Raw genomic sequence first — 26,970 nt, 5'->3', positions numbered from 1 at the left:
TCAGCAGGCACCACTCATCGGTGTCTCGCAGGCACCACTCATGGGTGCCCCGCGCGGTCCGTCATGCCGAGTCCGTACTCACTCCCGGCACGACGAGACCCCCGGAGGGCTCATCCATGTCCGTCTTCATGTCCGCATTCGCCAGTCTGGTCGGTGCGCTGGCCGATGTGCTGCACCCGTTCTTCCAGACCGCGTCCGCCGCCGCCGCGATCGTGCTGTTCACCGCACTCGTACGGCTCGCCGTGCACCCCCTTTCGCGGGCCGCGGCGCGGGGACAGAAGGCCCGCACCAGGCTCCAGCCGCAGATCACCGAACTGCGCAAGAAGCACGGCAAGAACCCCGAGCGGATGCAGAAGGCGCTCATGGAACTGCACAAGGAGGAGAAGGTCTCGCCGCTCTCCGGCTGCCTGCCCAGCCTGTTGCAGATGCCCGCCTTCTTCCTGCTCTACCACCTCTTCTCCAGCCAGAAGATCGGCGGCGAGCCCAACGAGCTCCTCGGCCACCAGCTCTTCGACGCCCCGCTCGGCGAGTGCTGGCACGACGCGCTCTCGCACGGCGGGCTGTTCGGCGCGCAGGGCCTGGTCTACCTCGGACTTTTCGCGATCGTCGCCGCCGTGGCCACGTTCAACTTCCGGCGCACGAAGCGGCAGATGGCCGCCAACCCCGTCACTCCGGCCACCGGCCCCGACGGGCAGCCGGTGCCCGGCATGGGCGCGATGACGAAGCTGATGCCGCTGATGTCCTTCGCCACCCTGTTCACCGTGTCCGTCGTGCCGCTGGCCGCCGCGCTGTACGTCGTCACCAGCACCACCTGGACCGCGATCGAGCGGGCCGTGCTCTACCGCGACATGCCGGCCGCCGGGGCCACTGTGGCCACCGCGGCGTGACCGGGGTCGCAGGGGGTGGCGGTCCAGTGTGTGAACAGGGTCTTGCGGAGTGATCGGACGTCTTGGACGATCGGACAAGCCTGCGGTGGCCGCCACCCATCCGACAGGCCCGATCTCGACCAAGGGGAGACAGACCGTTGAAGCTGCTTCGTGTGGGTACGGCAGGCGCGGAACGACCGGCGCTGCTGGACGGGAACGGGACCCTGCGCGACCTGTCGGGAATCGTCACCGACATCGACAGTGCCCTGCTCGCCGACGAGTCGGCGCTCGCCCGGGTACGGGCCGCCGCGGCGGCGCCCGGCGAGCTGCCCGAGCTCGACGCCGAGGGGCTGCGGGTCGGGCCGCCGCTCGCCCGGATCGGCAAGATCGTGTGCATCGGGCTGAACTACCACGACCACGCCACCGAGACGGGCGCGGCGATACCCACCGAGCCGATCCTGTTCTTCAAGGCGCCGGACACCGTCGTCGGGCCGGACGACACGGTGCTGGTGCCGCGCGGCAGCGTCAAGACCGACTGGGAGGTCGAGCTCGCGGTCGTCATCGGGCGCACCGCCCGCTACCTGGAGTCCGCCGAGGAGGGGCTCGCACACGTCGCCGGGTACGCGACCGCGCACGACGTCTCCGAGCGCGAGTTCCAGATCGAGCGCGGCGGCACCTGGGACAAGGGCAAGAACTGCGAGACGTTCAACCCGCTGGGTCCGTGGCTGGTGACGGCGGACGAGGTCGCCGACCCGCAGGCGCTGTCGCTGAAGCTCTGGGTCAACGGCGAGCTGAAGCAGGACGGCACGACGGCCGACCAGATCTTTCCGGTGGGCGAGGTCGTCCGGTACCTGAGTCACTTCATGACGCTCTACCCGGGCGATGTGATCAACACCGGGACGCCGGCCGGGGTCGCCCTCGGTCAGCCCGAGCCCAAGCCGTATCTGCGGGCCGGGGACGTCGTCGAGCTGGAGATCGCCGGGCTGGGGCGGCAGCGCCAGGAGCTCAAGGACGCGTAGCGGGTGCGGAGGCGTGGGGCGGGGCGGGGCGGTCGCGGGGTGTGCCCTGCGGTGGCCGCCCGGCCCTGCGTTGTCCACCCTGCGCCTCGGGCCCCTCGCCTTCCGCCCCGAGTCGCCCGATACGCGTCGCCCGTTACGCGTCGAGCGTCGTCGCGAACCGCTCCAGTGCCGCGACCACCATCGCGTGGTCCTCGGCCTGGGGCAGCCCGGAGACCGTGACCGAGCCGATGACGCCCGCGCCCTCGACCGCGATGGGGAACGAGCCGCCGTGCGCGGCATAGACGCCCGGGTCCAGGCGCGAGGAGTCCTCGAAGGTCGTCCCCTTCGCCCGGAACCGGGTTCCGACCAGGTACGAACTCTCGCCGTACCGCTCCACGACCCTGCGCTTGCGGTCGGCCCAGGCGTCGTTGTCCGCGCTCGAACCCGGCAGCGCGGCGTGGAACATCTGCTGTGCGCCGCGCCGGATGTCGATCGCGACCGGGGCGTGGCTCTCCCGGGCCATCGAGACGAGCAGGGCGCCGAGCGCGTACGCGTCGTCGTAGCTGAAGTGCGGCAGTGTCAGTCGGCGCTCCTGGGCGATGAGCTCGGAGACGGTCGGAGCGGTGTGGCTCATACGGGCTGCTCCTTTGTGCGGGTGGGGGCGGAGAACTTCACGGTGACGCCTTCGCGGGCCGAGCGGCGGGCCGCCTCCAGGACATCCAGAGCGGCCGCCGCCTGAAGTGCGGTCACCGGATTCTCACCCGTTCCGCGCAGCGCCGCGGCGACCGCCGCGTAGTACGCGGGATAGTCGCCCGGCAGCGAACGGACCGGGGTGCCGCCGCCCGACGGCGGGGACTCGCCCGAGCCGATCCGGCCCCACAGCTCCTCGGGCTCCTCGCCCCACGGCCGGTCCGCCGCCGGACGCAGGCCCGCGCGCAGGTCGGCCTCCTGCGGGTCGAGACCGTACTTCACATAGCCGGCCCTCCGGCCGAGCACCCGGAAGCGCGGGCCGAGCTGGGCCGTCGTGGCACTGACGTACAGGTGCGAGCGCACCCCGTTCGCATGGGTGATCGCGATGAACGTGTCGTCGTCGGCGGCGGCACCGGGGCGGCGTACGTCGGACTCCGCGTACACCAGCGCCGCCGGTCCGAACAGGGTGAGCGCCTGGTCGACGACGTGGCTGCCCAGGTCGTACAGCAGCCCGCCGATCTCCTGCGGGTCGCCCGACTCGCGCCAGCCGCCCTTCGGCTGCGGGCGCCACCGCTCGAAGCGGGATTCGAAGCGCTGTACGTCGCCCAGCGCGCCGTCCGCGATCAGGCGGGCGAGAGTGCGGAAGTCGTTGTCCCAGCGACGGTTCTGGAAGACCGAGAGCAGCAGCCCGCGCTCCTCGGCCAGGGCCGCGAGCCCCCGCGCCCCGGCTGCCGTACCGGCCACCGGCTTGTCCACGACGACCGGCAGACCGGCCTCCAGCGCGGCGGTCGCGATCGGGACATGGGTCTTGTTCGGCGAGGCGATCACGATCAGATCGAGCGGGCCGGGCGCGTTGGGCGTGTCGTGGCCGTCCGCGCGCTCCCACAGCTCCTGCGGCGACGCGGCGAACCGTACGCCGGGGAATTCCGCGCGTGCCTGCGCCCGCCGCTCCTCGTTCGAGGTGACGATCGTGTCGAGGACGAGACCGTCGGTCGCGGCGATCAGCGGAGCGTGGAAGACGGAACCCGCCAGGCCGTAGCCGACGAGCCCGACACGCAGCGGGGCGCCGGACGGCCCGGGAGTCCCGCCCGGTCCAGGGGCCCCGGACGTCGCGGGCGTCGTGGGCGTCGCGTGGGTCTCGTGGGTCGCGTTGCCGGTCGTGTCTGCGCCAGTCATGTCTGCCACTTAAGCAACGCTGTTGCCATAGTGCAAGCGACAGCGACAATGGTGTGGTGAACAGGAGCAATAGCGGCGCGAACCTGCCGGCGCTGCGCAGCCACAACGCGGCGCTGGTGCTGGATCTGCTGCGGGCGGCGGGCGAGTGCGGCATCAGCAGGCTCGAACTCGCCGAGCGCACGGGGCTCACGCCACAGGCCGTCAGCAAGATCACCGCCCGGCTGCGGGCCGAGGGCCTGGCGGCCGGGGCGGGCCACCGGGCCTCCACCGGGGGCAAGCCGCGCACCGTGCTGCGGCTGGTGCCGGACGCCGGGTACGCGGTCGGCCTGCACCTGGACCGTGACGAGCTGACGGCGGTGCTCGTCGACCTGTCCGGCGCGGTCGCCGCGAGCCGCACCGCCCCGCTGGACCTCGGCGCCCCGGCGGACGAGGTCCTCGCGGCGGCGACGGGCGCGGTGACCGCGGTACGGGCCGGGGCGCCGGGGCCCGGGCCGGGGGACCGGCCGGTGCTCGGGGTGGGCGTCGCGGTCCCCGGCCCGCTCGATCACCGGGGCGGGGTGCTGCACCGCGTCACCGGGTTTCCGCAGTGGGACGGCTATCCGTTGCGGGACGCGCTCGCGGTACGGACCGGGCTGTCCGTCGTCGTCGACAAGGACACCAACGCCGCCGCCCTCGGGCTCGCCCTGCGGGCGGCGGGCGGCGGTGACTTCGCGTATCTCCACCTGGGGACCGGGCTCGGCGCCGGGCTGGTCCTCGGCGGGGCGCTGCATCGCGGGGCCCGGACCTCGGCCGGTGAGTTCGGCCACCAGACCGTCCAGCTGGACGGGCCGGTCTGCGGCTGCGGGGGGCGCGGCTGCATCGAGGCGCTCTGCCTCGCCGCGGTCGCCCGGGGGGACGTCGCGGAGGCGGCCCGGGTGCTGGGTACCGGCGCCGCGAACCTGGTCGGGCTGCTGGACATCGACCGGGTGGTGCTGGGCGGCCGTACGGTGGCCGCCGATCCCGACGCCTACGTACGGGGCGTCCGGGCCGTGATCGACGAGCGAGCCGCGCTGGGCGGCATCGACGCCCCGGTACCGGTAACCGCCGCCGGAGGGGGCGACCGGCCGGTCGCCGAAGGAGCCGCCCAACTGATCCTGGCCCCCCTGTTCGGGCGGGCGGGCGGCGCGTACGGGGCGTGAGCCGGGGTGGAGGCGCGGGGCGCGGGCGGATGCGGAGGCGCGGGGTGGGCCGGTGGCTGGGCCGATCGGGGGGATTGCGGGGGCCGGGTGGGCGGGCCCCCGGCATGTCGGGGCCGGGTGCCTCGCGCGTGCGTGGCAGCGTCGCGGCCCAGAACCGGTGAACTCCGGCGCACGGGGTGAGCCGACCGTTTCGCGAGCAGCGAAGGATGATCCCCCAGATGCCCCCCACACCGCCCCCGGCCGGGCCGCCTTCCAGGGCCGCCGCGCCGGCCGGCCCGGCGCCCGGCCGCGTACTGGGTTCGACGCCCGGCCGGATCGCCGACTCCATCCCCAGCGCCAGTCCCACGTCCATCCCCCTGACCACGGCCACGTCCATCCCGGTGTTCACCGCCCCCGGGCGTCCTCCCTCGCCCTCGCTCTCGCCCTCGCCCTCGCCCGCGTCGTCCGCCGGGCGCACCCGGCACGGGCTCGCGCTCGGGCTGGCCGCGGCGAGCGTCGTCCCCGCCGTCGTGCTCGGCGGCACATCCGCCGTGCCCGCCTCCGCCGCGTCCTCGGCGACCCCGGTCTCCTCGCCCGGCTCCACCACCGCCGACCAGCAGCCCGCCTGCGGTGATCCGGCGGCGAAGGACTTCCCGATCAGCACCCGCATCCGCGGTGGCCCGGACACGTACGCGTCCGGCGGCGGCTACGGAACCTGGTTCCTGGAGCTGACCAACACCACGACCGAGTCGTGCCGGGCCATCCACCCCGTGCTCGTCCTCACCGACGAGGACCGCAAGCTGGCCTCGGACCAGATCCAGCTGAAGTTCTCCGAGCAGGCCCGCCCCGGCACCGAGCGCCGTGTCACCTGGGAGACCACCGACCTGGACGAGCACATCGGCGTCTTCGGCGGCACGGGCGGCGACTCCTTCGACGGCTTCACCGTCCCCGCCGGCCGGACCGTCACCATCCAGGTCCGGATGGCGTTCACCTCCGACACCAGCCCCGGCCGGATCACCGCCAACGCCGCCATCGTCCAGCGGCAGCGCGCTGCGGGCGGCACGGCCGGCAAGCCGGGCAAGGACGACGGGGCCTGGGTCGGCGAGTCCGAGGACTACCCCTTCACCGTCGTCGAGGACAGCGACGCCGGCGAGACGGGTGACACGGGTGACACGGGTGACACGGGTGACACGGCTGTCACCGGTGAGACGGGCGAGGTCGGCGGCACCGGAGAAACCCCGCGCGAGACCCCGGGCGAGACCCCGAGCGAAACCCCGGGCGAGACCCCGAGCGAAACCCCGGGCGAAGGCAGGCCGGACGCGAACCGGCCCGGCGCCGACACCGATACCACCGCCGGTACCGCCACCGACCCGACCGCCGAATCGACCACCGAATCGACCACCGAATCGACCACCGACTCCGCCACCGGCCCCCGGCCGCCCGCCGAGCCAGGCCGGACCCCGGCGGACGGCGGCCGCCCGGAGCTGGCCGCGACCGGCCCGAGCAGCCTTTCGCCGGCCGGCCTCACTGCCACCGGGCTCCTGATCGGCGGCGGCGCGATGGTGGTCCGGGCCCGCCGACTGCGCCGGGCGCACCGCTGAGCCGTCCCCGACCACCCCGCCCGCGTGCCCCCGAGCCCTGCCCCGAGCCTCCCCGGCGCACCCCGACCACCCCCGGTCCACCCCTCCCGCGCCCGGACGTTCACAGATGTTCATGTGCGTCTGCCACCATCGAAACGTGGACTACCCGTACGACCAGGCACCTGGCGCACCCATCCGCTCCGGCATCCCGGAGCACGGCCGTATTCCCAAGTACTACGCGGTCAAGGCTCATGTCTCCTCCCTCATAGCGGAGTTGGGCGAGGGCGGCATGCTGCCCACCGAGCGTGATCTGGCCGAGCGCTACGAGGTCTCGCGCGAGACGGTGCGCCAGGCGCTGCGGGAACTCCTGCTGGAGGGGCGGCTCGCCCGCCAGGGGCGCGGCACCGTCGTCGCGGGCCCCAAGCTGGAACAGCCCCTCTCGCTGGCGAGTTACACCGAGGGCGTACGCCGCCAGGGCCGTACGCCGGGACGTCACCTCATCGGCCTTGAGCGGTTCCCCTGCCCCGAGGCGCTCGCCGCCGACATCGGGGTGGAGCGCGGCGAGCCGGTCTGGCACCTGGAGCGGGTGCTGCTCGCCGACGACGACCGGGTCGGTCTTGAGAGCACGTATGTCTCCGTAGCCCGTCTGCCCGACCTGGACACGGACTTCGAGCCCGACTCGTCCTTCTACGCCTACCTCCGCGACCGGCTCCAGATCTTTTTCGGCGACGCCGACGAGCGGATCGAGACGGTGCTCGCGACACCGCGCGAGGCGCTGCTCATCGGTACGCCGCCCGCACTGCCCATGCTGCTGATCCACCGGATCTCGCGCGACACCGCCGGGAAGCCGCTGGAGCGCGTACGGACCCTCTACCGCGGCGACAGGTTCTCCTTCACCGCGCACCTGGGCCCGCAGGACGGCTGCTGAACGACCGTCCCCGACGGTCGGCCCATCAAGATAACGGGAACGTAACGGGTCTAGGCCAAGCTTGGGGCCCAGTTCACCCTCCCGTTGCCGTACGGCTCGATGCGGGTCACTCGCCCCGAGGAGCGTAGCCGCCGTGAGAGTCATCGTCGTAGGAGCCGGCGTGGTGGGAACCATGCACGCCTGGCACGCAGTTAACCGCGGCCACGAGGTCGTACAGATCGAGCGCGAGAGTGAGGCGCGCGGGGCATCGCTCCGCAACTTCGGACAGATATGGGTCAGCGGACGGGCCGGTGGCGAGGAGCTGGAGACCGCGCTGCGCGCCCGTGAGCTCTGGGAGGGCATCGGGGCAAAGGTCCCGGACCTCGGCTTCCGGGCCTGCGGCTCGCTCACCCCGCTCCGCACCGAGCTGGAGACCACCGTCGCCGAGGCGGCGCTCGCCCGGCCCGACGCGGCGGCCCGCGGCTACAAGCTGCTCACGGCCGACGAGGCCCGGACGGTCAACCCCGCGCTGCGCGGGGACTTCACCGCCGCCCTGTGGTGCGAGCGGGACGCCGCGGTCGAGCCGCGCACCGCACAGCTCGCGCTGAAGCGGGAGCTGCTGAAGTCCGGCCGGTACACCTTCCTCGGCGGCCGTGAGGTCCGCGAGGTGGTGGGCACCGCCTCCGTCCGCGACGACCACGGCGACGTGCACACCGGCGACGCCGTGATCCTGGCCACCGGCGCCTGGCTCGGCGGCCTCGTCCGCGAACTGGCAGGCCCCGATCTCCCCGTGCGCCGCGTCCGCCTCCAGATGATGCAGACCGACCCGCTCGGCGAGCCGCTCACCACCTCCGTCGCCGACGCGGACAGCTTCCGCTACTACCCGGCGTACCGGAGCGAGGCGCTGGACGCGCTCAACGCCGGGCAGGCGCAGGCACCCACCGCGGCGGCGCACCGGATGCAGCTGCTGATGGTGCAGCGCCGGGACGGCGGACTGACCATCGGCGACACCCACGAGTACGAGCACCCCTTCTCGTTCGACACCGTCGAGGAGCCGTACGAGCACCTCACCGGGGTCGTCGAGTCCTTCCTCGGCCGCCCGCTGCCGAGGATCCGCCACCGCTGGGCCGGGGTCTACGCCCAGTGCACCGACACCAGCCGGGTCGTCCACCGCCAGCAGGTGCGGGACGGCGTCTGGCTGGTCACCGGACCGGGCGGCCGGGGCATGACCTGCTCGCCCGCCATCGCCGAAACGACCGCCAACGAACTGGGCTGGTGAAGAAGTTGAGCAACACCGAGAAGCTGAGCAGTACCGAGAAGCTCAACCTGATCGTCCTCGACATGGCCGGCACCACCGTCGCCGACGGCGGCCTCGTCGAGCAGGCGTTCTCCGCCGCCGCCGGACGCCTCGGCGTCGAGCCCGGCTCCGCCGACCACGCCGAGAAGCTCGACTACGTCCGCGCCACCATGGGCGAGTCGAAGATCTCCGTCTTCCGGCACCTCTTCGGCGACGAGGACCGGGCCCAGCAGGCCAACACCGCCTTCGAGGAGGCGTACGGCGAACTGGTCGACGGCGGCCGCATCGCCCCGATCCCCGGCGCCCGCGAGGCCGTCGAGCGGCTCAGGGGCGAGGGCCGGACCGTGGTCCTGTCCACCGGCTTCGCCCGTACCACCCAGGACGCGATCCTGACCGCGCTCGGCTGGCAGGACCTGGCCGCACTGACCCTCTGCCCGGCCGACGCGGGCGGCCGCGGCCGCCCCTACCCGGACATGGTCCTCGCCGCCTTCCTGCGCACCGGCGCCGTCGACGGCGTCCAGCAGATCGTCGTCGCGGGTGACACCTCGTACGACATGCTCAGCGGGGTGCGCTCCGGGGCCGGGATCGTCGCCGGGGTGCTCACCGGCGCCCACGACAAGGACCAGCTGACCCGCAACGGCGCCACGCATGTGCTCGGCTCGGTCGCCGAGCTCCCGGAGCTGATCGCGCGGGCCGAGGCATGACCGGCGGGGAGCGGACCGTCCACAGCGGGGCCGGGGCCGGGGGCGGAATCAGGAGCGGAATCAGGTTCGACCGGGTCAGCGTCGCGTACGGCCGGAACACCGTGCTCGACCGGCTCGACCTGACCGTCGAACCCGGCGAGGTCATGGCCCTGCTCGGCCCCTCCGGGTCCGGCAAGACCACCGCCCTGCGCGCCGTCGCCGGATTCGTCCAACCGGCCTCGGGCCGGGTCTACCTCGGCGACCGCGACGTCACCGGGCTGCCGCCGCACAAGCGCGGCATCGGCATGGTCGTCCAGCAGTACGCCCTCTTCCCGCACATGCGGGTCCAGGACAACGTCGCCTTCGGGCTCAAGGCCCGCAAGGCCGCCAAGGCCGAGATCCCCGAACGGGTCGCCGAGGCCCTCGAAATGGTCGGCATGGCCGCCTATGCCAAGCGCTACCCGCGCGAGCTCTCCGGCGGCCAGCAGCAGCGCGTCGCCATCGCCCGCGCGCTCGCCATCCGGCCCGGCGTCCTGCTGCTCGACGAACCGCTCTCCGCCCTCGACGCCCAGCTCCGCTCCGGCATGCTCGCCGAACTGACGCGGCTGCACCGGGAGTTGCCGGACGTCTCCATCCTGTACGTCACCCACGACCAGGTCGAGGCGCTCACTCTCGCCGACCGGATCGCGGTCATGGACAAGGCGAGGCTCCAGGACTGCGGCACCCCGCAGGACCTGTACCGCCGCCCGCGCACCGAGTTCACCGCGTCGTTCGTCGGCAACGCGAACCTGCTGCCGGTCACCGTCGCCGAGGGCGCCGACTCCGTCGACTTCGCCGGCCGCGCACTCGACGTACCGACCGGCGGCATCACCCGGGGCGCCACCGCCACCCTCTGCGTCCGGCCCCACCTGGTCGGGCTCGGCGACGGCCCCAACGCGATCGGCGGCACCATCGCCGAGGTCCAGTGGCGCGGCTCCACCCACCGGCTCTACGTCGACGTCGACGGGCACCGGGTCAAGGCGGACCTGAAGGAGCTGCGCGAGACACCGGCGCTCGGCGACCGGGTCACGCTGCACTTCGCGGCCGAGGACGCGGTGCTGCTGCCCGCGGGCGCGGCACCGGCAGCCGGGGGAGGGGCCGATGGCTAGCGCCGCGCACCCCGTCGCGTCGGACATCACGGCGACGAAGACCCCCCGTCAGCGCACCGGACCGTCCGGGGCGGTACCCCCGAAGGCCGGCCCGCGGGAACCGGCCCGCCGGGCCCGCCGCGTACCCGGCTTCGTCTGGGCGCTGCTGCCCGTCGCCGTGCTCGCCCTCGTCTTCCTCTACCCGCTGGCCCTCGTCGTCCAGCAGTCCGTCAGCCCGGACGAGGGCGGCACCTCGATCGCCCCGTACGGCGAGGTGTTCGCCTCCGAATCGTTCCGCTCGGCACTGACCACCACCGTCTGGCTGGCGGTCGGCTCCACGGTCGGATGCCTGGTGCTGGGCTTCGTCCTGGCCATGATCATCGCGTTCGTGCCGTTCCCCGGCGGCCGGGCGGTCGCCAAGTTCATCGACGTCTTCCTCTCCTTCCCGTCGTTCCTGATCACGCTCGCCCTGCTGTTCATCTACGGCAACGTCGGCATGGCCAACGGCGTCTGGACGGACATCACCGGGGCGGCCGACGGCCCCTTCGACTTCCTCACCACCCCGTGGGGCGTACTGCTCGCCGAGATCACCTACTTCACCCCGTTCGTGATGCGCCCGCTGCTCGCCGCGTTCTCGCAGCTCGACAGCGCGCAACTGGAAGTGGCGTCCTCACTGGGCGCGAAGCCGGCCCGGATCGTGCGGCAGGTGATCCTCCCCGAGGCGCTCCCCGCGCTCGCCGCCGGCGGCAGCCTCGTCCTGGTGATGTGTCTCAACGAGTTCGGCATCGTGCTGTTCACCGGCGCGAAGGGCGTCACGACCCTGCCGATGCTCGTCTACAGCAAGGCGATCCTGGAGTCCGACTACCCGGCGGCCTGTGTCGTCGCCGTGGTGAACATCGCGATCTCCGTCGGCCTCTACAGCCTGTATCGGATGGTGAGCCGCCGTGTTGGTGCATAGCCGTACCGGGAAATGGGCCACCTGGGCCGTGTTCTTCGTGCTCTTCGTCCCGCTGTTCGCGGTGCCGCTGCTGGTCATCCTCGCCGCGTCGTTCACCACCAACTGGTCCGGTGCCTTCCCCTCCGGACCGACCACCGAGCACTACGTGGCGGCGACCGGCGGCGACTCCCTCCAGGCCCTGACCACCAGCCTGATCACGGCCGTCAGCGCCAGCCTGCTCGCCCTGACCATCGGTTCCTGGGCCGCGCTCGCCGCCGCCTCGATGCGCAGGCGGGGCAGGCGGTTCCTCGACGCGCTGTTCATGCTGCCGGTCGCCGTGCCGTCCGTCGTCGTGGGCCTCGCCGTGCTCGTCGCGTTCAGCAAGCCGCCGATGCTGCTGAACGGGACGCGCTGGATCGTGATCCTGGCGCACACCATTCTTGTCACGGCGTTCGCCTATTCGTCGGTTTCGGCAGCAATAGTGCGTCTCGACCCGATGTACGAACAGGCGGCGGCCAGTCTGGGCGCCCGCCCCGGTTACGTCCTGTGGCGCATCAAGCTGCCGCTCCTGCTGCCGTCCCTCACGGCGGCGGCGGGGCTCTGCTTCGCGCTGTCCATGGGCGAGTTGAGCGCCACGATGATGCTCTACCCGCCGGACTGGACACCGCTCCCGGTGCAGATCTTCGCGGCCACCGACCGTGGCTCGCTCTTCACCGGAGCGGCCGTCGCCGTGGTCCTGATGGGAACGACGCTGCTGGTACTGCTCGGCGTCTCCCGGATCCGCACCAGGGCCTCGTACCGCTGATCCGCCGACACCCCCCGTACCGCTGATCCGCCGACACCCCCGTACCGACTCCGGCCGGCTTCCGGCCGACATCCAGGAGATACGACTGCCATGCGCAAGAACCACCTCAAGCCCATAGCCGCCGTCACCGGCTGCCTCGCCCTCGCCGCCACCCTCTCCGCCTGCGGCGGCTCCTCGGCCGCCTCCGACGAGAAGGCAGTCACCGTCTACAGCGCCGACGGACTCAAGGGCGAGAACGGCGACGGCTGGTACGACAAGGTGTTCAAGGACTTCGAGAAGAAGACCGGCATCAAGGTCAAGTACGTGGAGGGCGGCTCCGGCGAGATGGTGCAGCGCGCCGTCCGCGAGAAGTCCAACACCCAGGCGGACGTCCTGGTCACCCTGCCGCCGTTCATCCAGCAGGCCGACAGCAAGGGCCTCCTCGCCGCGTACGCGCCGGCCGGCTCCGACAAGGTCGACGGCGCCGACAAGGCCTCCGACTCCAAGTGGACCTCGGTCGTCAACAACTACTTCGGCTTCATCTACAACAAGAAGGAACTGAAGTCGGCGCCCACCACCTGGGAGGAGCTGCTCGACGGAAAGTTCAAGAACAAGATCCAGTACTCCACCCCCGGAGTCGCCGGTGACGGCACGGCCGTGCTCATCAAGGCCATGCACGACTTCGGCGGCAAGGAGCCGGCGATGGCGTACCTGAAGAAGCTCCAGGCCAACAACGTCGGCCCGTCCGCCTCCACCGGCAAGCTGGCCCCCAAGGTCGACAAGGGCGAGCTGCTCGCCGCCAACGGCGACGTCCAGATGAACTTCGCGCAGTCCAAGGACATGCCGAACCTCGGCATCTGGTTCCCCGCGAAGCAGGGCGGCAAGTCCACCACCTTCGCCCTGCCGTACGCGGCCGGCCTCGTGAACAAGGCCCCGCACACCGCCAACGGCAAGAAGCTGCTCGACTTCATGCTCTCCGAGCAGGCCCAGAAGGACGTCAGCGCGGTCGGCGGCGGCTTCTCCGCCCGCAAGGACATCGAGGCCACCGACGCCAACGCCATCGAGCTGGCCAAGCTGATGGACGGGGTGGAGGTCTTCGAGCCCGACTGGTCGGACATCGGCACCAACCTGGACGGCTACGTCTCAGCCTGGAAGTCGGCCACCGGCAGCTGACCGTTGCCGGAGATTCACGGCACGGGTATGGACCTCCGGCGGATCATCGCGGAAAGATAACGGGTCTAGTCCCATGTTCAACTCCCCGTCCCAGGGCGGGGAGTTGAACGTGCGCCCCCACGCCTCGACGGAGGACCCCGTGACCACAGGCATGTCCCGCCGCACCCTCCTCATGAGCGCGGCCGCCCTCGCCGCCGCCGGACCGCTCGCCGCGGCCACCACCGCACGGGCCGTGGCCCGTACCCCGAAGGTCCTGGTCATCGGCCTGGACGGTGCGCTGCTGAACCGGATCAAGGACGCGGACGCCCCGAATCTGGACGCCCTGATGGCCTCCGGACTCACCTCGGTCAGCCCGCTCTACGCCGACCCGATGGCACCCACCCTGTCCGGCCCCGGCTGGTCCACGATCATCACCGGCGTCTGGCCCGACAAGCACCGAGTCAAGGACAACGCCTTCACCGGCCACGCCTTTTCGCGGTACCCCGACTTCCTCACCCGGATCGAGACGGCGAAGCCGGGCCTGTCGACATACGCGGTCGCCTCCTGGAACCCCGTCACCGACACGATCTTCTCCGCGAAGGTCGACACCCGGGTCTCCACCCCGGAAGCCGAGTACGACACCGGTACCACGAGCAGGGCCGTCGCCGAACTGGCCGGCGGCAACCGGGACGCGGTCTTCGTCCACCTCGACAACGTCGACCACGCCGGGCACAGCCACGGCGCCGCGAGCAAGCAGTACCTGGACGCCATCCACGGCGTCGACGCCCAGGTCGGGCAGCTGGTCGCCGCCGTACGGGGCCGGGCCACCCACGGCTCCGAGGACTGGCTCATCATGATCACCGCCGACCACGGGCACACCGACGCGGGCGGCCACGGCGGCTCCAGCGCGGCCGAACGGCAGACCTTCCTCATCGCGAGCGGCGGCCCCGCCGCCCCCGGTTCCACCCGGTACGACATCAGGATGCCGGACGTCGCCGCCTCCGCCCTCGCCCACCTCGGCATAGCCGTCGACCCGGCCTGGGGCCTGGACGGCCGGCCGTTCCAGCAGCCCGTCCCCGACGCCTTCGACGCGCTGCGCCCGCAGCTGGCGACCCGCGTCGACGAGACGGGCATCGGCGCGGCCGTGCTCGGCTTCACCCACACCCCGCCCGCCGGGTGGTCGATCGACAACAGCGCGATGGGCACCGGCGGAGTCACCGAATGGCGCGGCTGGACCTTCACCACCGACGAGTTCTGGACCTCCGCCGAACGCGGCCAGTGGCGCGAGACCAACGTGCGGGCCCGGAACGTCTTCGCGGTCGCCGACGGCGACGAATGGAACGACAAGAGCTTCACCGGCACCTTCGACTCCACCCTGGTCGGCCCGGCCTGGCCGGTCACCGGCGGCCGCCCCGCCACCCTCGCCTACACCACCCACTACCGCCAGGAAGCCCCGCAGAAGGGCGAGGTCCTCGTCTCCTACGACGGGGGCACCCCGGCCGTCGTGAAGACGTACACCGCCGACACCGTCTCGAAGGCCGAATCGCTCACCCTCCAGGTCCCGGCCGGGGCCACCACCGCACAGATCCGTTTCCGGTACACCGGCGGCAACAACTGGTTCTGGGCGATCGACGGAGTGACCCTCACACCCGCGTGATCCGGCCGTTCCGGCACGTCGAACGGACGGCCTAAAATCGGGGGCGTCGGCGCTGCACAACGCGGTGCCGCCGGCGTCCCCGCACACGGCGTACGGCAGGAGTCCCACACATGGCAGAGCGCAAGCCGATCTCGTCCTGGCTCACCGACATGGACGGAGTCCTGATCCACGAGGGGACGCCGATCCCCGGAGCCGATGCCTTCATCAAGCGGTTGCGTGACTCGGGGCTGCCCTTCCTGGTCCTCACCAACAACTCCATCTACACCGCCCGTGACCTGCACGCCCGGCTGAGCCGCATGGGCCTGGACGTGCCGGTGGAGAACATCTGGACCTCCGCCCTGGCCACCGCCCAGTTCCTGGACGACCAGCGGCCCGGCGGCACGGCGTACGTCATCGGCGAGGCCGGCCTCACCACCGCCCTGCACGACATCGGCTATGTGCTCACCGACCACGAACCCGACTACGTGGTCCTCGGCGAGACCCGCACGTACAGCTTCGAGGCGCTCACCAAGGCGATCCGGCTGATCAACGGCGGCGCCCGCTTCATCTGCACCAACCCCGACGAGACCGGCCCGTCCGCCGAGGGCCCGCTGCCCGCCACCGGGTCCGTCGCCGCCCTGATCACCAAGGCCACCGGCAAGGCCCCGTACTTCGCGGGCAAGCCCAACCCGCTGATGATGCGCACCGGGCTCAACGCGATCGGCGCCCACTCCGAGTCCAGCGCCATGATCGGCGACCGGATGGACACCGATGTGCTGGCCGGCCTGGAGGCGGGGATGCAGACCTTCCTGGTCCTCACCGGACTCACCACGGTCGCCGACATCGACAAGTACCCCTTCCGGCCGTCCACGGTCGTCGACTCGATCGCCGATCTGGTCGACCTCATCGACGCGGGCTGAGCCCGGCGGGGCACGGCCCCGGGGCGGCGGGGGAGGGGACGCGCACGGTGTGCGCGGACCCGTCCCCCGCGCCGCTGCGGATGCGAAAAACCTCCGCAGGCGTGAACCTGCACTGAGGAGGTTCACGATGCGTTCCACAACCCTCACGTTCTGTGCCGCCGCGGTCGTCGCGGCGACCCTGGTGCCGGCCTCCGCCGCACTGGCCGACTCCGCCCCCGAGAAGGGCAAGGACAACCGCGTCTCCCTGACGCTGACCCCGTCCTCCGTCGCACCCGGCGGCGAGACGGATCTGCGGCTGAAGGGCTGCGAGGGCCGCGAGGCCACGGGTGAATCCGAAGTCTTCGTCTCCGGGGCACGCTTCTCGCCCGCCGCGGACGGGGGCCTCTTCGCCGAAGCCCGGATCAGCTCGGACGCCTCTCCGGGCGAATACGGCATCCGGATCGACTGCAAGGACGACAAGGGCGCCACCGCCGCCGGCACGGTCACCGTCGTCGACCGCGGCCGGCCCAGCCCGCTCGCTCCGGTCCAGGCCGGAGGCGGCGGCACCGCCGCCCTGTCCACCGACCGGGAGGCCAAGCAGGACGGCCCCGGCACCGTGCACGCGGTGATCGGACTGGCCCTGGCGGCCGTCGCGGCCGTCGCCGTCGCGTTCCGCAGCGTGCGCCGCCGTCGCCGTCCGGCCTCGGACTGACATGTCCGCCCCCGACAGCACCTCGGGTCACGGCAGGCTGCTCGCCGGAGTGGCCTGGGCCGTCCTGCTGCTCGGCCTGTGGCTCTGGGGCCGCGGCATCACCGACGGCTCCGGCGCCAGTTCCGCCCCGACCACCGGCGACATCGCCGCGGTGGGGCGCCCCCTCGGCGTACCGCTGCCGCCGCCGCACGACCCGATCGAGGGCGCGGTGCCGAAGCGGGTCGAGATCCCGTCGATCGGCATCGAGGCACCCGTGGTCGCCCGCGGCCTGGACAAGGACGGCGCGATCGAACCGCCCTCCTTCGACACACCCCAGACCGTCGGCTGGTACGGCGACGGCACCGAGCCCGGCGCGAAGGGCCCGGCCCTCCTCGTCGGCCACGTCGACACCGAGACCAGACCGGCCGTCTTCTACGGACTGAGCGCGGCCCGCCCCGGCGCCAAGGTCGACATCACCCGCGCCGACGGAACCGTCGCCGAGTTCACCGTCGACGACGTCCAGGTCTTCACCCGGGCACGCTTCGACGCCGACAAGGCGTACGGCCCGCGCAAGGACGGCCGGGCGGAGCTCCGCCTGATCACCTGCGGCGGCACCTTCGACCGCAAGACGCACTCGTACGACGCGAATGTCGTCGTCTCGGCCTACCTGACCGGCGAGAAGCCCGCGGCCGCCCCCTCCTGACGCCAGGTGCCAAAGTGCCCGGCCCAACTCCCGTGGTGCAACACAGTTCTGACGAAGCGTCGACATCCGCACACCCCCAGCTTTCGGGAGATGCGGACAGAAGCCCTGTGCCAGGATGGAACGGACGCGGCAGTGCACCGCCGCCGCACCGAGGGGGAGTGCATGTACGGCAGTCACGACGGCCGGCGGGGCGTCCGGACGGGCAGGCATGCGGGCCCGGTGCGGGCCGGTGCGGTGGCCGCGGCAGGGGCCGTGCTGCTGCTCGCGGGAGGCGCCTCGGGCCCGAGTCCGGCCCCGGCCCCGGTCCCGCCCGCGGAGCCACCGGCCGGAGCCCCGACGGCGGCGGCCGGTACTGGGTCAACCCGGGCGGGAACGCGGCCCGGCAGGCCGCCGCGTACACCCGGGACGGCGACGGGACGAACGCCGCGCTGATCGAGCGGATCGCCCGGCGGCCGGTCGGCGAATGGATCGGCCCGGACACCCCGGAGGCCGAGGCGAAGGGCCTCACGGAGGCGGCCGCGCAGGCGGGCCGGGAGGCACTGCTGGTCCTCTACAACATCCCGCACCGCGACTGCGGGCAGTTCTCCAGGGGCGGCGCCGCCGACGGCAACGCGTACCGGACCTGGCTGGAGGGCGTCGCCCGGGGCATCGGCGACCGGCACGCCACGGTGATCCTGGAGCCCGACGCGCTGCTGCACATGGTCGACGGGTGCACACCGCAGGAGTTCCACGAGGAGCGGTACGACCTGCTGAAGGGCGCGGTGGAGCGGCTCGGGCGGCAGCCGGCGTCCGCGTCTACGTGGACGCGGGCAACGCCGGCTGGCGTACCCCCGACGCGCTCTTCCGGCCGGTGCGGGCCCCGGCACCGGTTCCAGCGCGCGATGCCCCTGCGGGAGAAGTGGTGCACCCCGAGCCGGGCGCAGACCTCCTTGACCGCCGGGTCGTCGCCCTCGTCGAGCAGCCAGACGTGCAGCAGCCCGCGGTGCCGGACGCGGACGGCGGCCTCCAGGGTCCTCGTCACCATCTCCAGGGGCTCCTTGCCCGGGACGAAGGAGGTGAGGAAGGCGACCCTGGTGCCGGTCTCCGGGACGACCGGGACCGGATCGCGCGCGACCAGCGTCGCGTGCGCGTTGGACAGGACGTTCAGCGTCCGGAAGAGCTCGATCAGTCCGATCGAGACCAGCATCACGATGTCCAGGACCAGCAGCGTGCCGTTCCGGAGGTTCGGGTCACGCCGGGTCCAGTGGTCCGGCTGCATCAGCCAGCCGAACAGGCCGATCGAGACGAGCGGTGCGGCACCCAGCAGGAGCGCCGCACGGATCCTGTGCGGTTCCTGTGAGAGCAGTGAGCGGTACTGCACCCGGTACGGCAGTCCGGTGCCGGGCCCGGTCAGTGGCCCGGCGAGCCGGCTGTAGTGCTCGTAGTCGTAACGCGGCAACGGCTCCTTCGGCTGCCGACGTTGTTCCCCCGGTAGCGGCTGCGCCGGTATCCGGGGCAGGGCGGTCCGGGAAAGATCGTGGTTCTGCCGGGCGCCGGTCGGCGTCGACGTCATGGGTCATCCCCCTGCACGCATGGTCGGTGCGTGACTGATGGGCCGTCTCGGCCGCGGCGGTTCCCCACCGGTCGCCGCGGACGACATCAATGGCGGGCCGCCGTCCGCTCGGATACGGAACGCCGCCCTTCCGGCAGTCTCTGGCGCCCCCTCGACACCAGTCCCCGAGCGGGGCCCCCACCCCGCGTTGCGGACAACCGGAACTTCCCCCTCTGCAGCCCCCAACTGCACGGTTCATCGGCCTGGTTGGCGCCGATGACCAATAGACAGGTTGTCCGACCCCGGTCCCGATCGCAAGGGTGAAACGAGTGGGTTACCAGTCATACATGCGATTTGTGGCCCCCTTGTGGAGGGGGCGTGCGGAGGCGTATGAAAACGGACTTCGCGCCTTTGGGTGACCGTTCGGTGACTCTGTGACACCTGTGCGAAGACTGTGCGGCGCCTGTGCGGGTAGTGGTTGAAGGTGACGCTGTGGGCGGCGTCACGGGGTGGAGGCCCGGTGCGAGGCTTCGGTGCGGGAGGCTTCGGCGTGAGAGGTTCACGAACGAGCAAAGCCCCCTCACGCGTGGTGAGGGGGCTTTGACTCTGCGTGCGCCGCCAGGGACTCGAACCCCGGACCCGCTGATTAAGAGTCAGCTGCTCTAACCAACTGAGCTAGCGGCGCCTGCTGACCTGGAGAACTCTACCCGAAGGCGGGGAGTGCTCCTGACCATTTACCGTCCATCACGGCCTGTCGGATGGTCGTTTTTTCTCTTCTGTCCGTCAAAATGCGATATGTCAGGAGAGTTGAGACACTGGCGCCCGTGCAGATGCGCCCAAAGATCTTGACGAGTGCGGAGGGGAATCGCATGACTGTGCCGGCTTTCGAGGAGTACGTGCCCGCCATCGACTGCATCTGTGCGGGGTGCGCCGCGCAGCGGCGGACCGCCGCCAGTGCACTGCCTCTGCGGTACGGAGGTCATCCGGCCGCACACGGCGCCCGCCGCGCACTGGTGCTGGTCACCGCGGCCGGCGTGGTGCTGGGCAGCGGCGTCGCCGAGGCGGAGACCGCGACGGGAGCGACGGGAACGACGGGCGACCGGGCGGCGGAGGCGGCCGGAGCCGCCCGGACCGACGCGGACGGGGACAGCCCGCAGGGCGGCCCCGGACCACTGCGGGGCGGTGGCGCCTCGGGCCCGCCCTCGTCCACGACCACCACGCCCAAGCTGCGTAAAAGCAGCCGGGCCGACATCATCAACCGCGCGAAGAAGTGGGTGTCCGCGCAGGTCCCGTACAGCATGACCAAGTACTGGCCGGACGGTTATCGGCAGGACTGTTCCGGCTTCGTCTCGATGGCCTGGAACCTGCCCGGCAACGAATGGACCGGCAGCCTCGCCGCGTTCGGCACGCGGATCGCGCGGGAGGAGCTCCAGCCCGGCGACATCCTGCTCTTCCACAACCCGGCCGACCCGTCGAAGGGCTCGCACGTCACGATCTTCGGCGGCTGGACCGACTACACGCACACCCACTACACGGCGTACGAGCAGACGAAGCCGCACACCCGCAAGAAGACGACGCCCATGGCGTACTGGACCAACTCCGGCAAATACGTCGCCTACCGCTACAAGGGGCTCAGCGGCGGAAGCGCCGGCAGCGGCTCCTCGGTGACGGGGTTCCCGGGCGCCGGGAAGTTCGGCCCCGGTGCCAGTAACGCCTCGGTCACCCGGCTCGGCCGGATGCTCGTGGAGCGGGGCGGCAAGCGCTTCTACAAGGTCGGTCCCGGGCCGGGCTGGGGCGAGGCCGACCGGCGGGCGACCCAGGCGTTCCAGAAGGCCCAGGGCTGGAAGGGCAAGGAGGCGGACGGCATCCCCGGCCCCGACACCTGGCGGCTCCTGGCGAACGGAACCGGCCATGACATCCCCGGCACCGGAAACGGGAGCGGGGGTGGAAGCGGAACGGGGGCCGGCCACGGCGACTCGAACCCGGATTCGAAGTTCCCCGGGCGGGGTTATTTCCGGCCCGGTCAGTCCAACAGCCATGTCGACAGGCTCGGCAAGCAGTTGGTGAAGAAGGGCTTCGGCAAGCACTACACCTCGGGGCCCGGACCCCGGTGGACCGAGGCGGACCGGCGCAATGTCGAGGCCTTCCAACGAGCTCAGGGCTGGCGGGGCGGAGCGGCCGACGGCTACCCCGGTCCGGAGACCTGGCGGCGACTCTTCGGGTGACACGACGGACATGACGGAGGCGGCTATGCGATCCACGGTGTCGGACAGCTCCGGAACCCCGGAGAACGGCGGGCGACGGGAGAAGGAGCGGGGACCGTCCGGGGCGGCCGGCCCGGACGGGTCCGCCGGGGCGAAGGTTCCGGGAGGCGGCGCGGGTCCGGAGCCGGGACCGGCCGCCGGGGCGGATCCCGGGCCGGACTCCGTGGTCGACCTGGTGCTGGACCTGGTCCCGGGCGAGGACCGGGATCCGGCACTCGGCGCGACATCGGCCTCGGTGTCGGTGTCGGTCCCGGCCTCGGCGACGGGCGGCGTGCCGGTGCCGGGCGTCGCCCCCGTCCCGGTCGTGGCCGGGAACCGCCGCGTGGACGTGGCGGGGAACCGCGTGGACGTGGTGGGGAACGGTGCGGACGTGGCCGGGAACCGCGTGGACACGGTCGGGAACCGCACGGACCAGGTCGTCGACGCCCCGTCCCCGCCCCGGCACCGCGTGGTCCCCGAGACCGTCTTCGACTCGCTCCCCGTCTCCGGCGGCGACGGCGGCGAACAGCCCGGCGAATCGCTGTGGGGGGCCGGGCGGCACCACGCGGTCATCGCCAACGAGCGGACCGCCACCATCCCGGTGCACCTGCTCTTCCGCGAGGACGCCGACCGCGCCGACGCCACCGCGCTGCCCACCGGTGTGCTGCGGCGGGGAGCCGGTGGCGACCGGCCGCAGGCGGGGGTGCGGCGGCCGCCCGTGCCGAGGGGACCGCAGGTCCGGCCCTCGACCCGGCCGGCCCCGGTCGCCGATCCACGGCTCACCGAGCGGCCGGGGCCCGCGCTCCCGGGCTGGCTGGCGCTGCTCGCCGGGCTGTCCGGGGTCGCCGCCGGCGGCGCGGTGCTCTGGTGGATCGGCGCGCTGCCCGCCGCCGCGCTCGCCCGGTTCGGGATCGGCCACCGGCCGTACGACGGCATCGGCCTCGGCGCCTGGGCGGCGCTCGCCGGGCTGGTCTCGGTGGTGCTCTTCGCGCTCGGCGGACTGAGCCGCGGACGGGTGGGACACGCTTGGGTGCTGACGCTGTTCGGCGAATACCGGGGGAGCGTGCGGCGGACCGGGCTGATGTGGATCAGCCCCCTGCTGCTGCGCCGCCGGGTCGACGTACGCCTGCGGCACTGGCGCAGCGAACCGCTGCCCGCCGTGGACGCCAACGGCACGGCGCTGCGCGTCGTCGTCCTCGTGGTGTGGCGGATCAAGGACACCGTGCGGGCGGAACTCGGGGTCGCCGACCACGAGGCCTATCTGTGCGAACAGGTCGAGGCGGCGATGGCCCGGGTCCTGTCGCAACTGCCCGCCGACGCCTTCCACGAGGACGCGCACACCCTGCGCAACGCCGAGGCGGTCGGCGACGCGCTGACCCGGATGCTGAAGGCGGACTGCGAGCCGGTCGGCATCGAGGTGTACTCGGCCCAGCCGACCGGGATCGAGTACGCGCCGGAGGTCGCCGCGGCGATGCAGCGCCGCCGGATCGCCGCCATCGACGCCAAGCACCGCGACAGCGTGCTGACTTCGGTGGTCGACGCGGTCGACGACACGGTCAACCGGCTGACCGCGCGCGGCATCGTGGAGCTGGACGACTACGAACGGAAGTCCCTGGTCAAGGACTTGACGGTGGCCTTCTACACCGGACGCAACGGCGGGGAGGGGGCCTGAGGGCTCCGGAGGAGGCCGCGCGGCCAAGCGGAATCCAACTCTCATTGGTCTGGACATGTTCATATCCCGTCAATAATCTAAGTCTTGGTCTAGACCGCAAAACACGCGCGCAGCACGGCTCATGGAACCTCCCCCACGTTCTTGAGGAGCGACAGCAATGCGTAAAAGGGCAAGCGCGGCCGTGGTCGGCCTGGCCATCGCGGGCATCTCCATGTTCGCGACGAGCAGTGCCGGCAGTCACGGCTACACCGACAACCCCATCAGCCGCCAGAAGCTCTGTGCCAACGGCACGGTGACGGGCTGCGGCAACATCCAGTGGGAGCCGCAGAGTGTCGAGGGCCCGAAGGGCTTCCCGGCGGCGGGCCCGGCCGACGGCAAGATCTGTTCCGGCGGCCACGGCGAATTCGCCCAGCTCGACGACCCGCGCGGCGGCAACTGGCCCGCCACGAACGTGACCGCCGGTCAGGGCTTCAGCTTCCGCTGGCAGTTCACCGCACGGCACGCCACGTCGGACTTCCGCTACTACATCACCAAGGACGGCTGGGACCCCACCAAGCCGCTCACCAGGGCAGACCTGGAGCCGCAGCCCTTCATGACGGTGCCGTACGGCGGCAAGCAGCCCCCGGCTACCCTGACCCAGCAGGGCACCATCCCCACCCAGAAGAGCGGGAAGCACATCATCCTGAGCGTCTGGAACGTCGCCGACACGGCGAACGCGTTCTACGCCTGCTCCGATGTTCAGTTCTGACGCATAGTCAGTTACCGTGCGGCGCCATGGGGAGCGCAGGCACCGTCGCGGAGCTCGTACAGCGCCAATGGGGCGACCACCGGCCCGGACTGAGACACCGGGGCACCGTCCTCAGTCATCACCAGGTCGCCTCGGGCGCTGCCGCACGGGCCGCGCTCCTGGCGGATCTGCTGTCGGCGGGCGGCGAACCGCACCTCGGGGTGCTGCTGGACAACACCCCTGAATTTCCACTCTGGTTGAGCGCGGCGGCCCTGGCCGGGGCCGCCGTGGCCGGGATCAACCCGACCCGGCGCGGCGCCGAACTGGCCCGCGACATCCTGCACACCGACTGCCGGGTCCTGGTCACCGAACGCGCCCACCTGCCGCTGCTCGACGGCCTGGACCTCCCCGGCGTGCGGATGCTGGTGACCGACACCGACGCGTACGCCGGACTCCTCGCCCCGTACGCCGGAGCCGCCCCCGGCGACACGGCCGGGAAGGGCATCGGACCCGGGACCCGGATGCTGCTCTACTTCACCTCCGGATCGACCGGCGCGCCGAAGGCCGCGATCTGCACCCAGGGGCGGCTGGCGGCGGCCGGACAATCGCTCGTCGACCACTTCGGCGTCCGGCGCGAGGACGTCCACTACATCTGCATGCCGATGTTCCACGGCAACGCCGTGATCGCCGACTGGGCGCCCGCACTGGCCGGCGGGGCCGCCGTCGCGCTGCGCCGCCGCTTCTCCGCCTCCGGATTCCTCGACGACGTACGGGCGCACGGGGCGACGTACTTCACCTATGTCGGCCGCGCCGTGCAGTACCTGCTGGCCACCCCCGAGCGCCCGGACGACCGCGAGCACCCGCTGCGGCTCGGCTTCGGCACCGAGGCCGGGGCGGTGGACGCGGCCCGGTTCCGGGAGCGGTTCGGGGTGCGGCTGGTCGAGGGCTACGGCTCCTCCGAGGGCGGCGCGGCGATCCAGCGGACCCGGGACACCCCGGAGCGGGCGATCGGGAGGGCGTCGGACCGGGACGATCTCGCGGTGGTGGACCCGGATACCGGCGAGGAACGGCCCGCCGCCGTCTTCGACGGGGCGGGACGGCTGGCCAACGGGGCGGAGGCGATCGGGGAGCTGGTCAACCGGGGGCGCACGCCCTTCGAGGGCTACTGGCGCAATGAGGAGGCGGAGGCCCAGCGGGTGCGCGGTGGCTGGTACTGGACCGGGGACCTCTTCTTCCGGGACGCCGAGGGCTTCCTCTACTTCGCGGGCCGTACCGACGACCGGCTGCGGGTGGACAGCGAGAACCTGGCCGCCGCGATGATCGAGAACATCCTGGCCCGCTGGACGGAGGCGGCGGCCGTGGCGGTGTACGCGGTGCCGGACCCGGTGGCCGGGGACCAGGTGATGGCGACGCTCGCCCTGCGGGAGGGGGCCGTCTTCGACCCGCCCGCCTTCGCCGCGTTCCTCGCCGCGCAGCCGGACCTGGGTACGAAGATGGCCCCCGCCTTCGTACGGACCGTCCCGGCGATGCCGGTCACGGCGACGAACAAGGTGCACCGGGTGCGGCTGCGCCGGGAGGGGTTCTGGTGCGGAGGACCCATGTGGTGGAACGGGACCGGCGCCGGGTACGAGCCGTTCGGTGACGAGCAACTGAGCGCCCTGCTGCGTGAGTACGAGGCACACGGGCGCGCCGCACTGTGTCCTCAATCGCCGGACGGGCTCGAAATTCAAGCCCGTCCGGCGATTGAGGCCACAGCGGCAACGCGGGTGGACCCGCACTAGTTCGTCAGGGCCGGCACCTCCTGCGCGACCTCCGCCGCCGCCCCCGGCATCCTCCGCAGCAGCACCGCGGCCAGCACCGCTCCGGCCAGCAGCAGCGCCGATCCCGTGACCGAGGCGTACTGCATGCTGTGCACGAAGGCCTCGCGTCCGACCGACATCAGCGAACCGTCCCCCGTGGCCACCGCACCGGCGAGGGTCTTGCGGGCGGCCTCCGGGGCGGAGCCCGGCATGTCCGCGGTGTAGATCGCGGTGGCCACCGCGCCCAGCAGGGCCATTCCCGTCGCACCGCCGAACTCCTGGCCGGTCTCCAGCAGTGAGGCCGCCGAACTCGCCTTCTCCGGCGGGGCCGTGGACAGTGCCAGGTCCGACACCAGCGCCATCACGGTGACGATGCCGCAGCTCATCACGGCGCAGCCGCCGAGCAGCAGCCACAGGGAGTCCGTACCGGTCAGGGCCAGGATCGCGAATCCGGCGGCGGCGATGACGAACCCGGCGCAGATGACCCGGGCGCGGTCGGTCCGCTGGGCGATCGCGGTGGCCGCCGGGGCCGCCGCGCCCACCGCCAGGGACGGGGCCAGGCTCCACAGCGCGGCCTCCATCGTGCTCATGCCGAGCACCGACTGGAGGTACTGCGTGGTGAAGAACGAGGAGCCCATCATGGCGAACGCGGCCAGCGCGTTCAGCCCGATCCCGGCGGCGAAGCCGCGGTGGCGGAACAGTTCCCGGCTGATCATCGCGTCACCGCGGCCGCGCTGGCGGCGGACGAAGAACAGCCCGACGACCAGCCCCGCGGCGATGATCAGCGCGTTCTTCGCGTCGAGCCCATGGGCGGCACTCTCCTTGACGCCGTAGACGACCGGCAGCACGGCCCCCATCGACAGCGGCACGCTCAGGAAGTCGAACCGTCCGGGGTTCGGGTCCTTGAACTCCGGGACCAGCACCGGTACCAGAACCAGCAGCAGCACCATGGCCGGCACATTGATCAGGAAGACCGAACCCCACCAGAAGTGCTCCAGCATGACCCCGCTGAGCACCGAGCCGAGCGCGATGCCGCCCGCCATGGCGCCCGACCAGATCCCCACGGCCCGGCCGCGCTGCCGCTCGTCGCGGAACATGTTCCGAACCAGCCCCATGGTCGACGGCATCAGCGTCGCCCCGCCGACCCCGAGCAGGGCGCGGGCCGCGATCAGCATCTCGGGGCTGTCGGCGTACGCCGTGGCGACGGACGCGGCACTGAACGCGACCGCGCCGAGGAGCAGCAGCTTGCGACGGCCGATCCGGTCGCCGAGCGAGCCCATCGTGATGAGCAGGCCGGCCAGGGCGAAGCCGTACACATCGAAGATCCAGAGCTGCTGGGTGGCGCTGGGGGCGAGGTCCCGGTCGATGGACGGGATCGCGAAGAAGAGGACGGAGATGTCCATCGAGACGAGGAGGAGGGGCAGCAGGAGGACCACGAAGGCGGTCCATTCCCGGCGGCCGGCGAGGTGGCCGCGCTCGGCTGTGGTGCTCGAAGCGTTCGTCATGCCAGGAAATGTACGAGCGTTTAAAACATCTGTCTAGTACGGGTGTGTAAAACGTTCGTACATCTCCGCGGGCAGCAAAAAACGCACTGGGCGGTTCACGTGTGTACGTGAACCGCCCAGTGCGTTGTCTGTGCGCCGCCAGGGACTCGAACCCCGAGATCCGAAGAGCACACCTCTGAACAACAGTAACAGCAACACTAATCTGGGTTG

Annotated in this window: 22 protein-coding genes, 1 tRNA gene and 2 pseudogenes; 20 read left to right on the top strand and 5 right to left on the bottom strand. The window is 72.0% G+C overall.

Translation table 11 applies throughout. The features are described from left to right. Window positions 1–116: 116 nt before the first annotated feature. On the top strand, window positions 117–887 hold the full coding sequence (locus tag ABZ622_RS37460) for a YidC/Oxa1 family membrane protein insertase (RefSeq protein WP_360551125.1): 771 nt from the start codon (window positions 117–119) through the stop codon (window positions 885–887). A gap of 137 nt (window positions 888–1,024) precedes the next feature. Continuing rightward, window positions 1,025–1,885 carry a fumarylacetoacetate hydrolase family protein gene (locus tag ABZ622_RS37455; RefSeq protein ID WP_124723344.1) on the top strand — a complete coding sequence of 287 codons (861 nt, stop codon included), beginning with the start codon at window positions 1,025–1,027 and terminating at the stop codon, window positions 1,883–1,885. 133 nt (window positions 1,886–2,018) lie between these two features. Here ABZ622_RS37455 and ABZ622_RS37450 read toward each other — a convergent pair whose 3' ends face one another. After that, on the bottom strand, window positions 2,019–2,498 hold the full coding sequence (locus tag ABZ622_RS37450; protein ID WP_360551123.1) for a heme-degrading domain-containing protein: 480 nt from the start codon (window positions 2,496–2,498) through the stop codon (window positions 2,019–2,021). Continuing rightward, complete coding sequence (locus tag ABZ622_RS37445; RefSeq protein WP_360551139.1) at window positions 2,495–3,613, bottom strand: Gfo/Idh/MocA family oxidoreductase; 1,119 nt, start codon at window positions 3,611–3,613, stop codon at window positions 2,495–2,497. The genes ABZ622_RS37450 and ABZ622_RS37445 overlap by 4 nt, the downstream gene beginning before the upstream one ends. Window positions 3,614–3,786: 173 nt before the next feature. Between ABZ622_RS37445 and ABZ622_RS37440 the strand changes: the two genes are divergently transcribed. The 14 genes and pseudogenes from ABZ622_RS37440 to ABZ622_RS37375 all read left to right on the top strand — a co-directional run. Beyond that, entirely contained in the window at window positions 3,787–4,908 is a 1,122-nt protein-coding gene (locus ABZ622_RS37440; protein ID WP_360551121.1) for an ROK family transcriptional regulator, read from the top strand. Between the two features lie 218 nt (window positions 4,909–5,126). Then, window positions 5,127–6,488: a hypothetical protein gene (locus ABZ622_RS37435; RefSeq protein WP_360551119.1), complete on the top strand. Its 1,362-nt coding sequence runs from the start codon at window positions 5,127–5,129 to the stop codon at window positions 6,486–6,488. Between the two features lie 136 nt (window positions 6,489–6,624). Then, window positions 6,625–7,395: a GntR family transcriptional regulator gene (locus tag ABZ622_RS37430; RefSeq protein ID WP_266915643.1), complete on the top strand. Its 771-nt coding sequence runs from the start codon at window positions 6,625–6,627 to the stop codon at window positions 7,393–7,395. 133 nt (window positions 7,396–7,528) lie between these two features. After that, entirely contained in the window at window positions 7,529–8,653 is a 1,125-nt protein-coding gene (locus ABZ622_RS37425) for a TIGR03364 family FAD-dependent oxidoreductase (protein WP_360551117.1), read from the top strand. Continuing rightward, window positions 8,650–9,375, top strand: a complete 726-nt coding sequence (locus tag ABZ622_RS37420) for a phosphonatase-like hydrolase (RefSeq protein ID WP_360551115.1) — start codon at window positions 8,650–8,652, stop codon at window positions 9,373–9,375. The genes ABZ622_RS37425 and ABZ622_RS37420 overlap by 4 nt, the downstream gene beginning before the upstream one ends. Next, a complete protein-coding gene (locus ABZ622_RS37415) occupies window positions 9,372–10,502 on the top strand; it encodes an ABC transporter ATP-binding protein (RefSeq protein WP_360551113.1) in 1,131 nt (376 codons plus the stop codon). The genes ABZ622_RS37420 and ABZ622_RS37415 overlap by 4 nt, the downstream gene beginning before the upstream one ends. Beyond that, a complete protein-coding gene (locus ABZ622_RS37410) occupies window positions 10,495–11,439 on the top strand; it encodes a 2-aminoethylphosphonate ABC transporter permease subunit (protein ID WP_360551111.1) in 945 nt (314 codons plus the stop codon). The genes ABZ622_RS37415 and ABZ622_RS37410 overlap by 8 nt, the downstream gene beginning before the upstream one ends. Beyond that, complete coding sequence (locus ABZ622_RS37405) at window positions 11,426–12,223, top strand: ABC transporter permease (protein WP_360551109.1); 798 nt, start codon at window positions 11,426–11,428, stop codon at window positions 12,221–12,223. The genes ABZ622_RS37410 and ABZ622_RS37405 overlap by 14 nt, the downstream gene beginning before the upstream one ends. 90 nt (window positions 12,224–12,313) lie before the next feature. After that, on the top strand, window positions 12,314–13,375 hold the full coding sequence (locus ABZ622_RS37400) for a 2-aminoethylphosphonate ABC transporter substrate-binding protein (protein ID WP_360551107.1): 1,062 nt from the start codon (window positions 12,314–12,316) through the stop codon (window positions 13,373–13,375). A gap of 151 nt (window positions 13,376–13,526) precedes the next feature. Next, window positions 13,527–15,011 carry an alkaline phosphatase family protein gene (locus ABZ622_RS37395; protein WP_360551137.1) on the top strand — a complete coding sequence of 495 codons (1,485 nt, stop codon included), beginning with the start codon at window positions 13,527–13,529 and terminating at the stop codon, window positions 15,009–15,011. Window positions 15,012–15,121: 110 nt separating this feature from the next. Next, window positions 15,122–15,910, top strand: coding sequence for an HAD-IIA family hydrolase (locus ABZ622_RS37390; RefSeq protein ID WP_329592046.1), 789 nt, complete (start codon window positions 15,122–15,124; stop codon window positions 15,908–15,910). A gap of 127 nt (window positions 15,911–16,037) precedes the next feature. After that, a complete protein-coding gene (locus ABZ622_RS37385) occupies window positions 16,038–16,601 on the top strand; it encodes a hypothetical protein (protein WP_360551105.1) in 564 nt (187 codons plus the stop codon). A 1-nt stretch (window position 16,602) separates the two neighbouring features. Then, on the top strand, window positions 16,603–17,283 hold the full coding sequence (locus ABZ622_RS37380; RefSeq protein ID WP_360551103.1) for a class F sortase: 681 nt from the start codon (window positions 16,603–16,605) through the stop codon (window positions 17,281–17,283). Window positions 17,284–17,445: 162 nt separating this feature from the next. After that, a pseudogene (locus tag ABZ622_RS37375) lies at window positions 17,446–18,139 on the top strand (glycoside hydrolase family 6 protein); the annotation flags it as partial. Here the strand turns inward: ABZ622_RS37375 and ABZ622_RS37370 are convergent. After that, window positions 18,131–18,835: pseudogene (locus ABZ622_RS37370) on the bottom strand (glycosyl transferase); the annotation flags it as partial. The pseudogenes ABZ622_RS37375 and ABZ622_RS37370 overlap by 9 nt on opposite strands. A gap of 590 nt (window positions 18,836–19,425) precedes the next feature. Next, window positions 19,426–19,499, bottom strand: a tRNA-Lys gene (locus ABZ622_RS37365). A gap of 184 nt (window positions 19,500–19,683) precedes the next feature. Here ABZ622_RS37365 and ABZ622_RS37360 point away from each other — a divergent pair. From ABZ622_RS37360 to ABZ622_RS37345, 4 genes are all read left to right on the top strand, one after another. Next, a complete protein-coding gene (locus ABZ622_RS37360; RefSeq protein ID WP_360551101.1) occupies window positions 19,684–21,039 on the top strand; it encodes a peptidoglycan-binding protein in 1,356 nt (451 codons plus the stop codon). Window positions 21,040–21,064: 25 nt separating this feature from the next. Continuing rightward, complete coding sequence (locus ABZ622_RS37355; protein WP_360551099.1) at window positions 21,065–22,729, top strand: SPFH domain-containing protein; 1,665 nt, start codon at window positions 21,065–21,067, stop codon at window positions 22,727–22,729. 157 nt (window positions 22,730–22,886) lie between these two features. Further along, entirely contained in the window at window positions 22,887–23,477 is a 591-nt protein-coding gene (locus tag ABZ622_RS37350) for a lytic polysaccharide monooxygenase auxiliary activity family 9 protein (protein WP_360551097.1), read from the top strand. A 26-nt stretch (window positions 23,478–23,503) separates the two neighbouring features. Next, on the top strand, window positions 23,504–25,237 hold the full coding sequence (locus tag ABZ622_RS37345; protein WP_360551095.1) for an AMP-binding protein: 1,734 nt from the start codon (window positions 23,504–23,506) through the stop codon (window positions 25,235–25,237). On the opposite strand, the gene ABZ622_RS37340 is transcribed toward ABZ622_RS37345, so the two are convergent. Next, entirely contained in the window at window positions 25,234–26,760 is a 1,527-nt protein-coding gene (locus ABZ622_RS37340; protein ID WP_360551093.1) for an MFS transporter, read from the bottom strand. The genes ABZ622_RS37345 and ABZ622_RS37340 overlap by 4 nt on opposite strands. Window positions 26,761–26,970 lie beyond the last annotated feature (210 nt).

Origin of the sequence: Streptomyces sp. NPDC007164, assembly GCF_040634135.1 — a bacterium.
Taxonomy (GTDB): domain Bacteria; phylum Actinomycetota; class Actinomycetes; order Streptomycetales; family Streptomycetaceae; genus Streptomyces; species Streptomyces sanglieri.
Note: the sequence above shows the minus strand (reverse complement) of the source record. Positions and strands in the feature narration are given on the sequence as shown.

Excerpts from the sequence above, each read along its gene's own strand:
- ABZ622_RS37460 (WP_360551125.1), top strand. The coding sequence starts at position 117 with ATGTCCGTCTTCATGTCCGCATTCGCCAGTCTGGTCGGTGCGCTGGCC.
- ABZ622_RS37450 (WP_360551123.1), bottom strand. The coding sequence starts at position 2,498 with ATGAGCCACACCGCTCCGACCGTCTCCGAGCTCATCGCCCAGGAGCGC.
- ABZ622_RS37435 (WP_360551119.1), top strand. The coding sequence starts at position 5,127 with ATGCCCCCCACACCGCCCCCGGCCGGGCCGCCTTCCAGGGCCGCCGCG.
- ABZ622_RS37415 (WP_360551113.1), top strand. The coding sequence starts at position 9,372 with ATGACCGGCGGGGAGCGGACCGTCCACAGCGGGGCCGGGGCCGGGGGC.
- ABZ622_RS37410 (WP_360551111.1), top strand. The coding sequence starts at position 10,495 with ATGGCTAGCGCCGCGCACCCCGTCGCGTCGGACATCACGGCGACGAAG.
- ABZ622_RS37400 (WP_360551107.1), top strand. The coding sequence starts at position 12,314 with ATGCGCAAGAACCACCTCAAGCCCATAGCCGCCGTCACCGGCTGCCTC.
- ABZ622_RS37395 (WP_360551137.1), top strand. The coding sequence starts at position 13,527 with ATGTCCCGCCGCACCCTCCTCATGAGCGCGGCCGCCCTCGCCGCCGCC.
- ABZ622_RS37390 (WP_329592046.1), top strand. The coding sequence starts at position 15,122 with ATGGCAGAGCGCAAGCCGATCTCGTCCTGGCTCACCGACATGGACGGA.
- ABZ622_RS37385 (WP_360551105.1), top strand. The coding sequence starts at position 16,038 with ATGCGTTCCACAACCCTCACGTTCTGTGCCGCCGCGGTCGTCGCGGCG.
- ABZ622_RS37380 (WP_360551103.1), top strand. The coding sequence starts at position 16,603 with ATGTCCGCCCCCGACAGCACCTCGGGTCACGGCAGGCTGCTCGCCGGA.
- ABZ622_RS37360 (WP_360551101.1), top strand. The coding sequence starts at position 19,684 with ATGACTGTGCCGGCTTTCGAGGAGTACGTGCCCGCCATCGACTGCATC.
- ABZ622_RS37355 (WP_360551099.1), top strand. The coding sequence starts at position 21,065 with ATGCGATCCACGGTGTCGGACAGCTCCGGAACCCCGGAGAACGGCGGG.
- ABZ622_RS37350 (WP_360551097.1), top strand. The coding sequence starts at position 22,887 with ATGCGTAAAAGGGCAAGCGCGGCCGTGGTCGGCCTGGCCATCGCGGGC.
- ABZ622_RS37345 (WP_360551095.1), top strand. The coding sequence starts at position 23,504 with ATGGGGAGCGCAGGCACCGTCGCGGAGCTCGTACAGCGCCAATGGGGC.
- ABZ622_RS37340 (WP_360551093.1), bottom strand. The coding sequence starts at position 26,760 with ATGACGAACGCTTCGAGCACCACAGCCGAGCGCGGCCACCTCGCCGGC.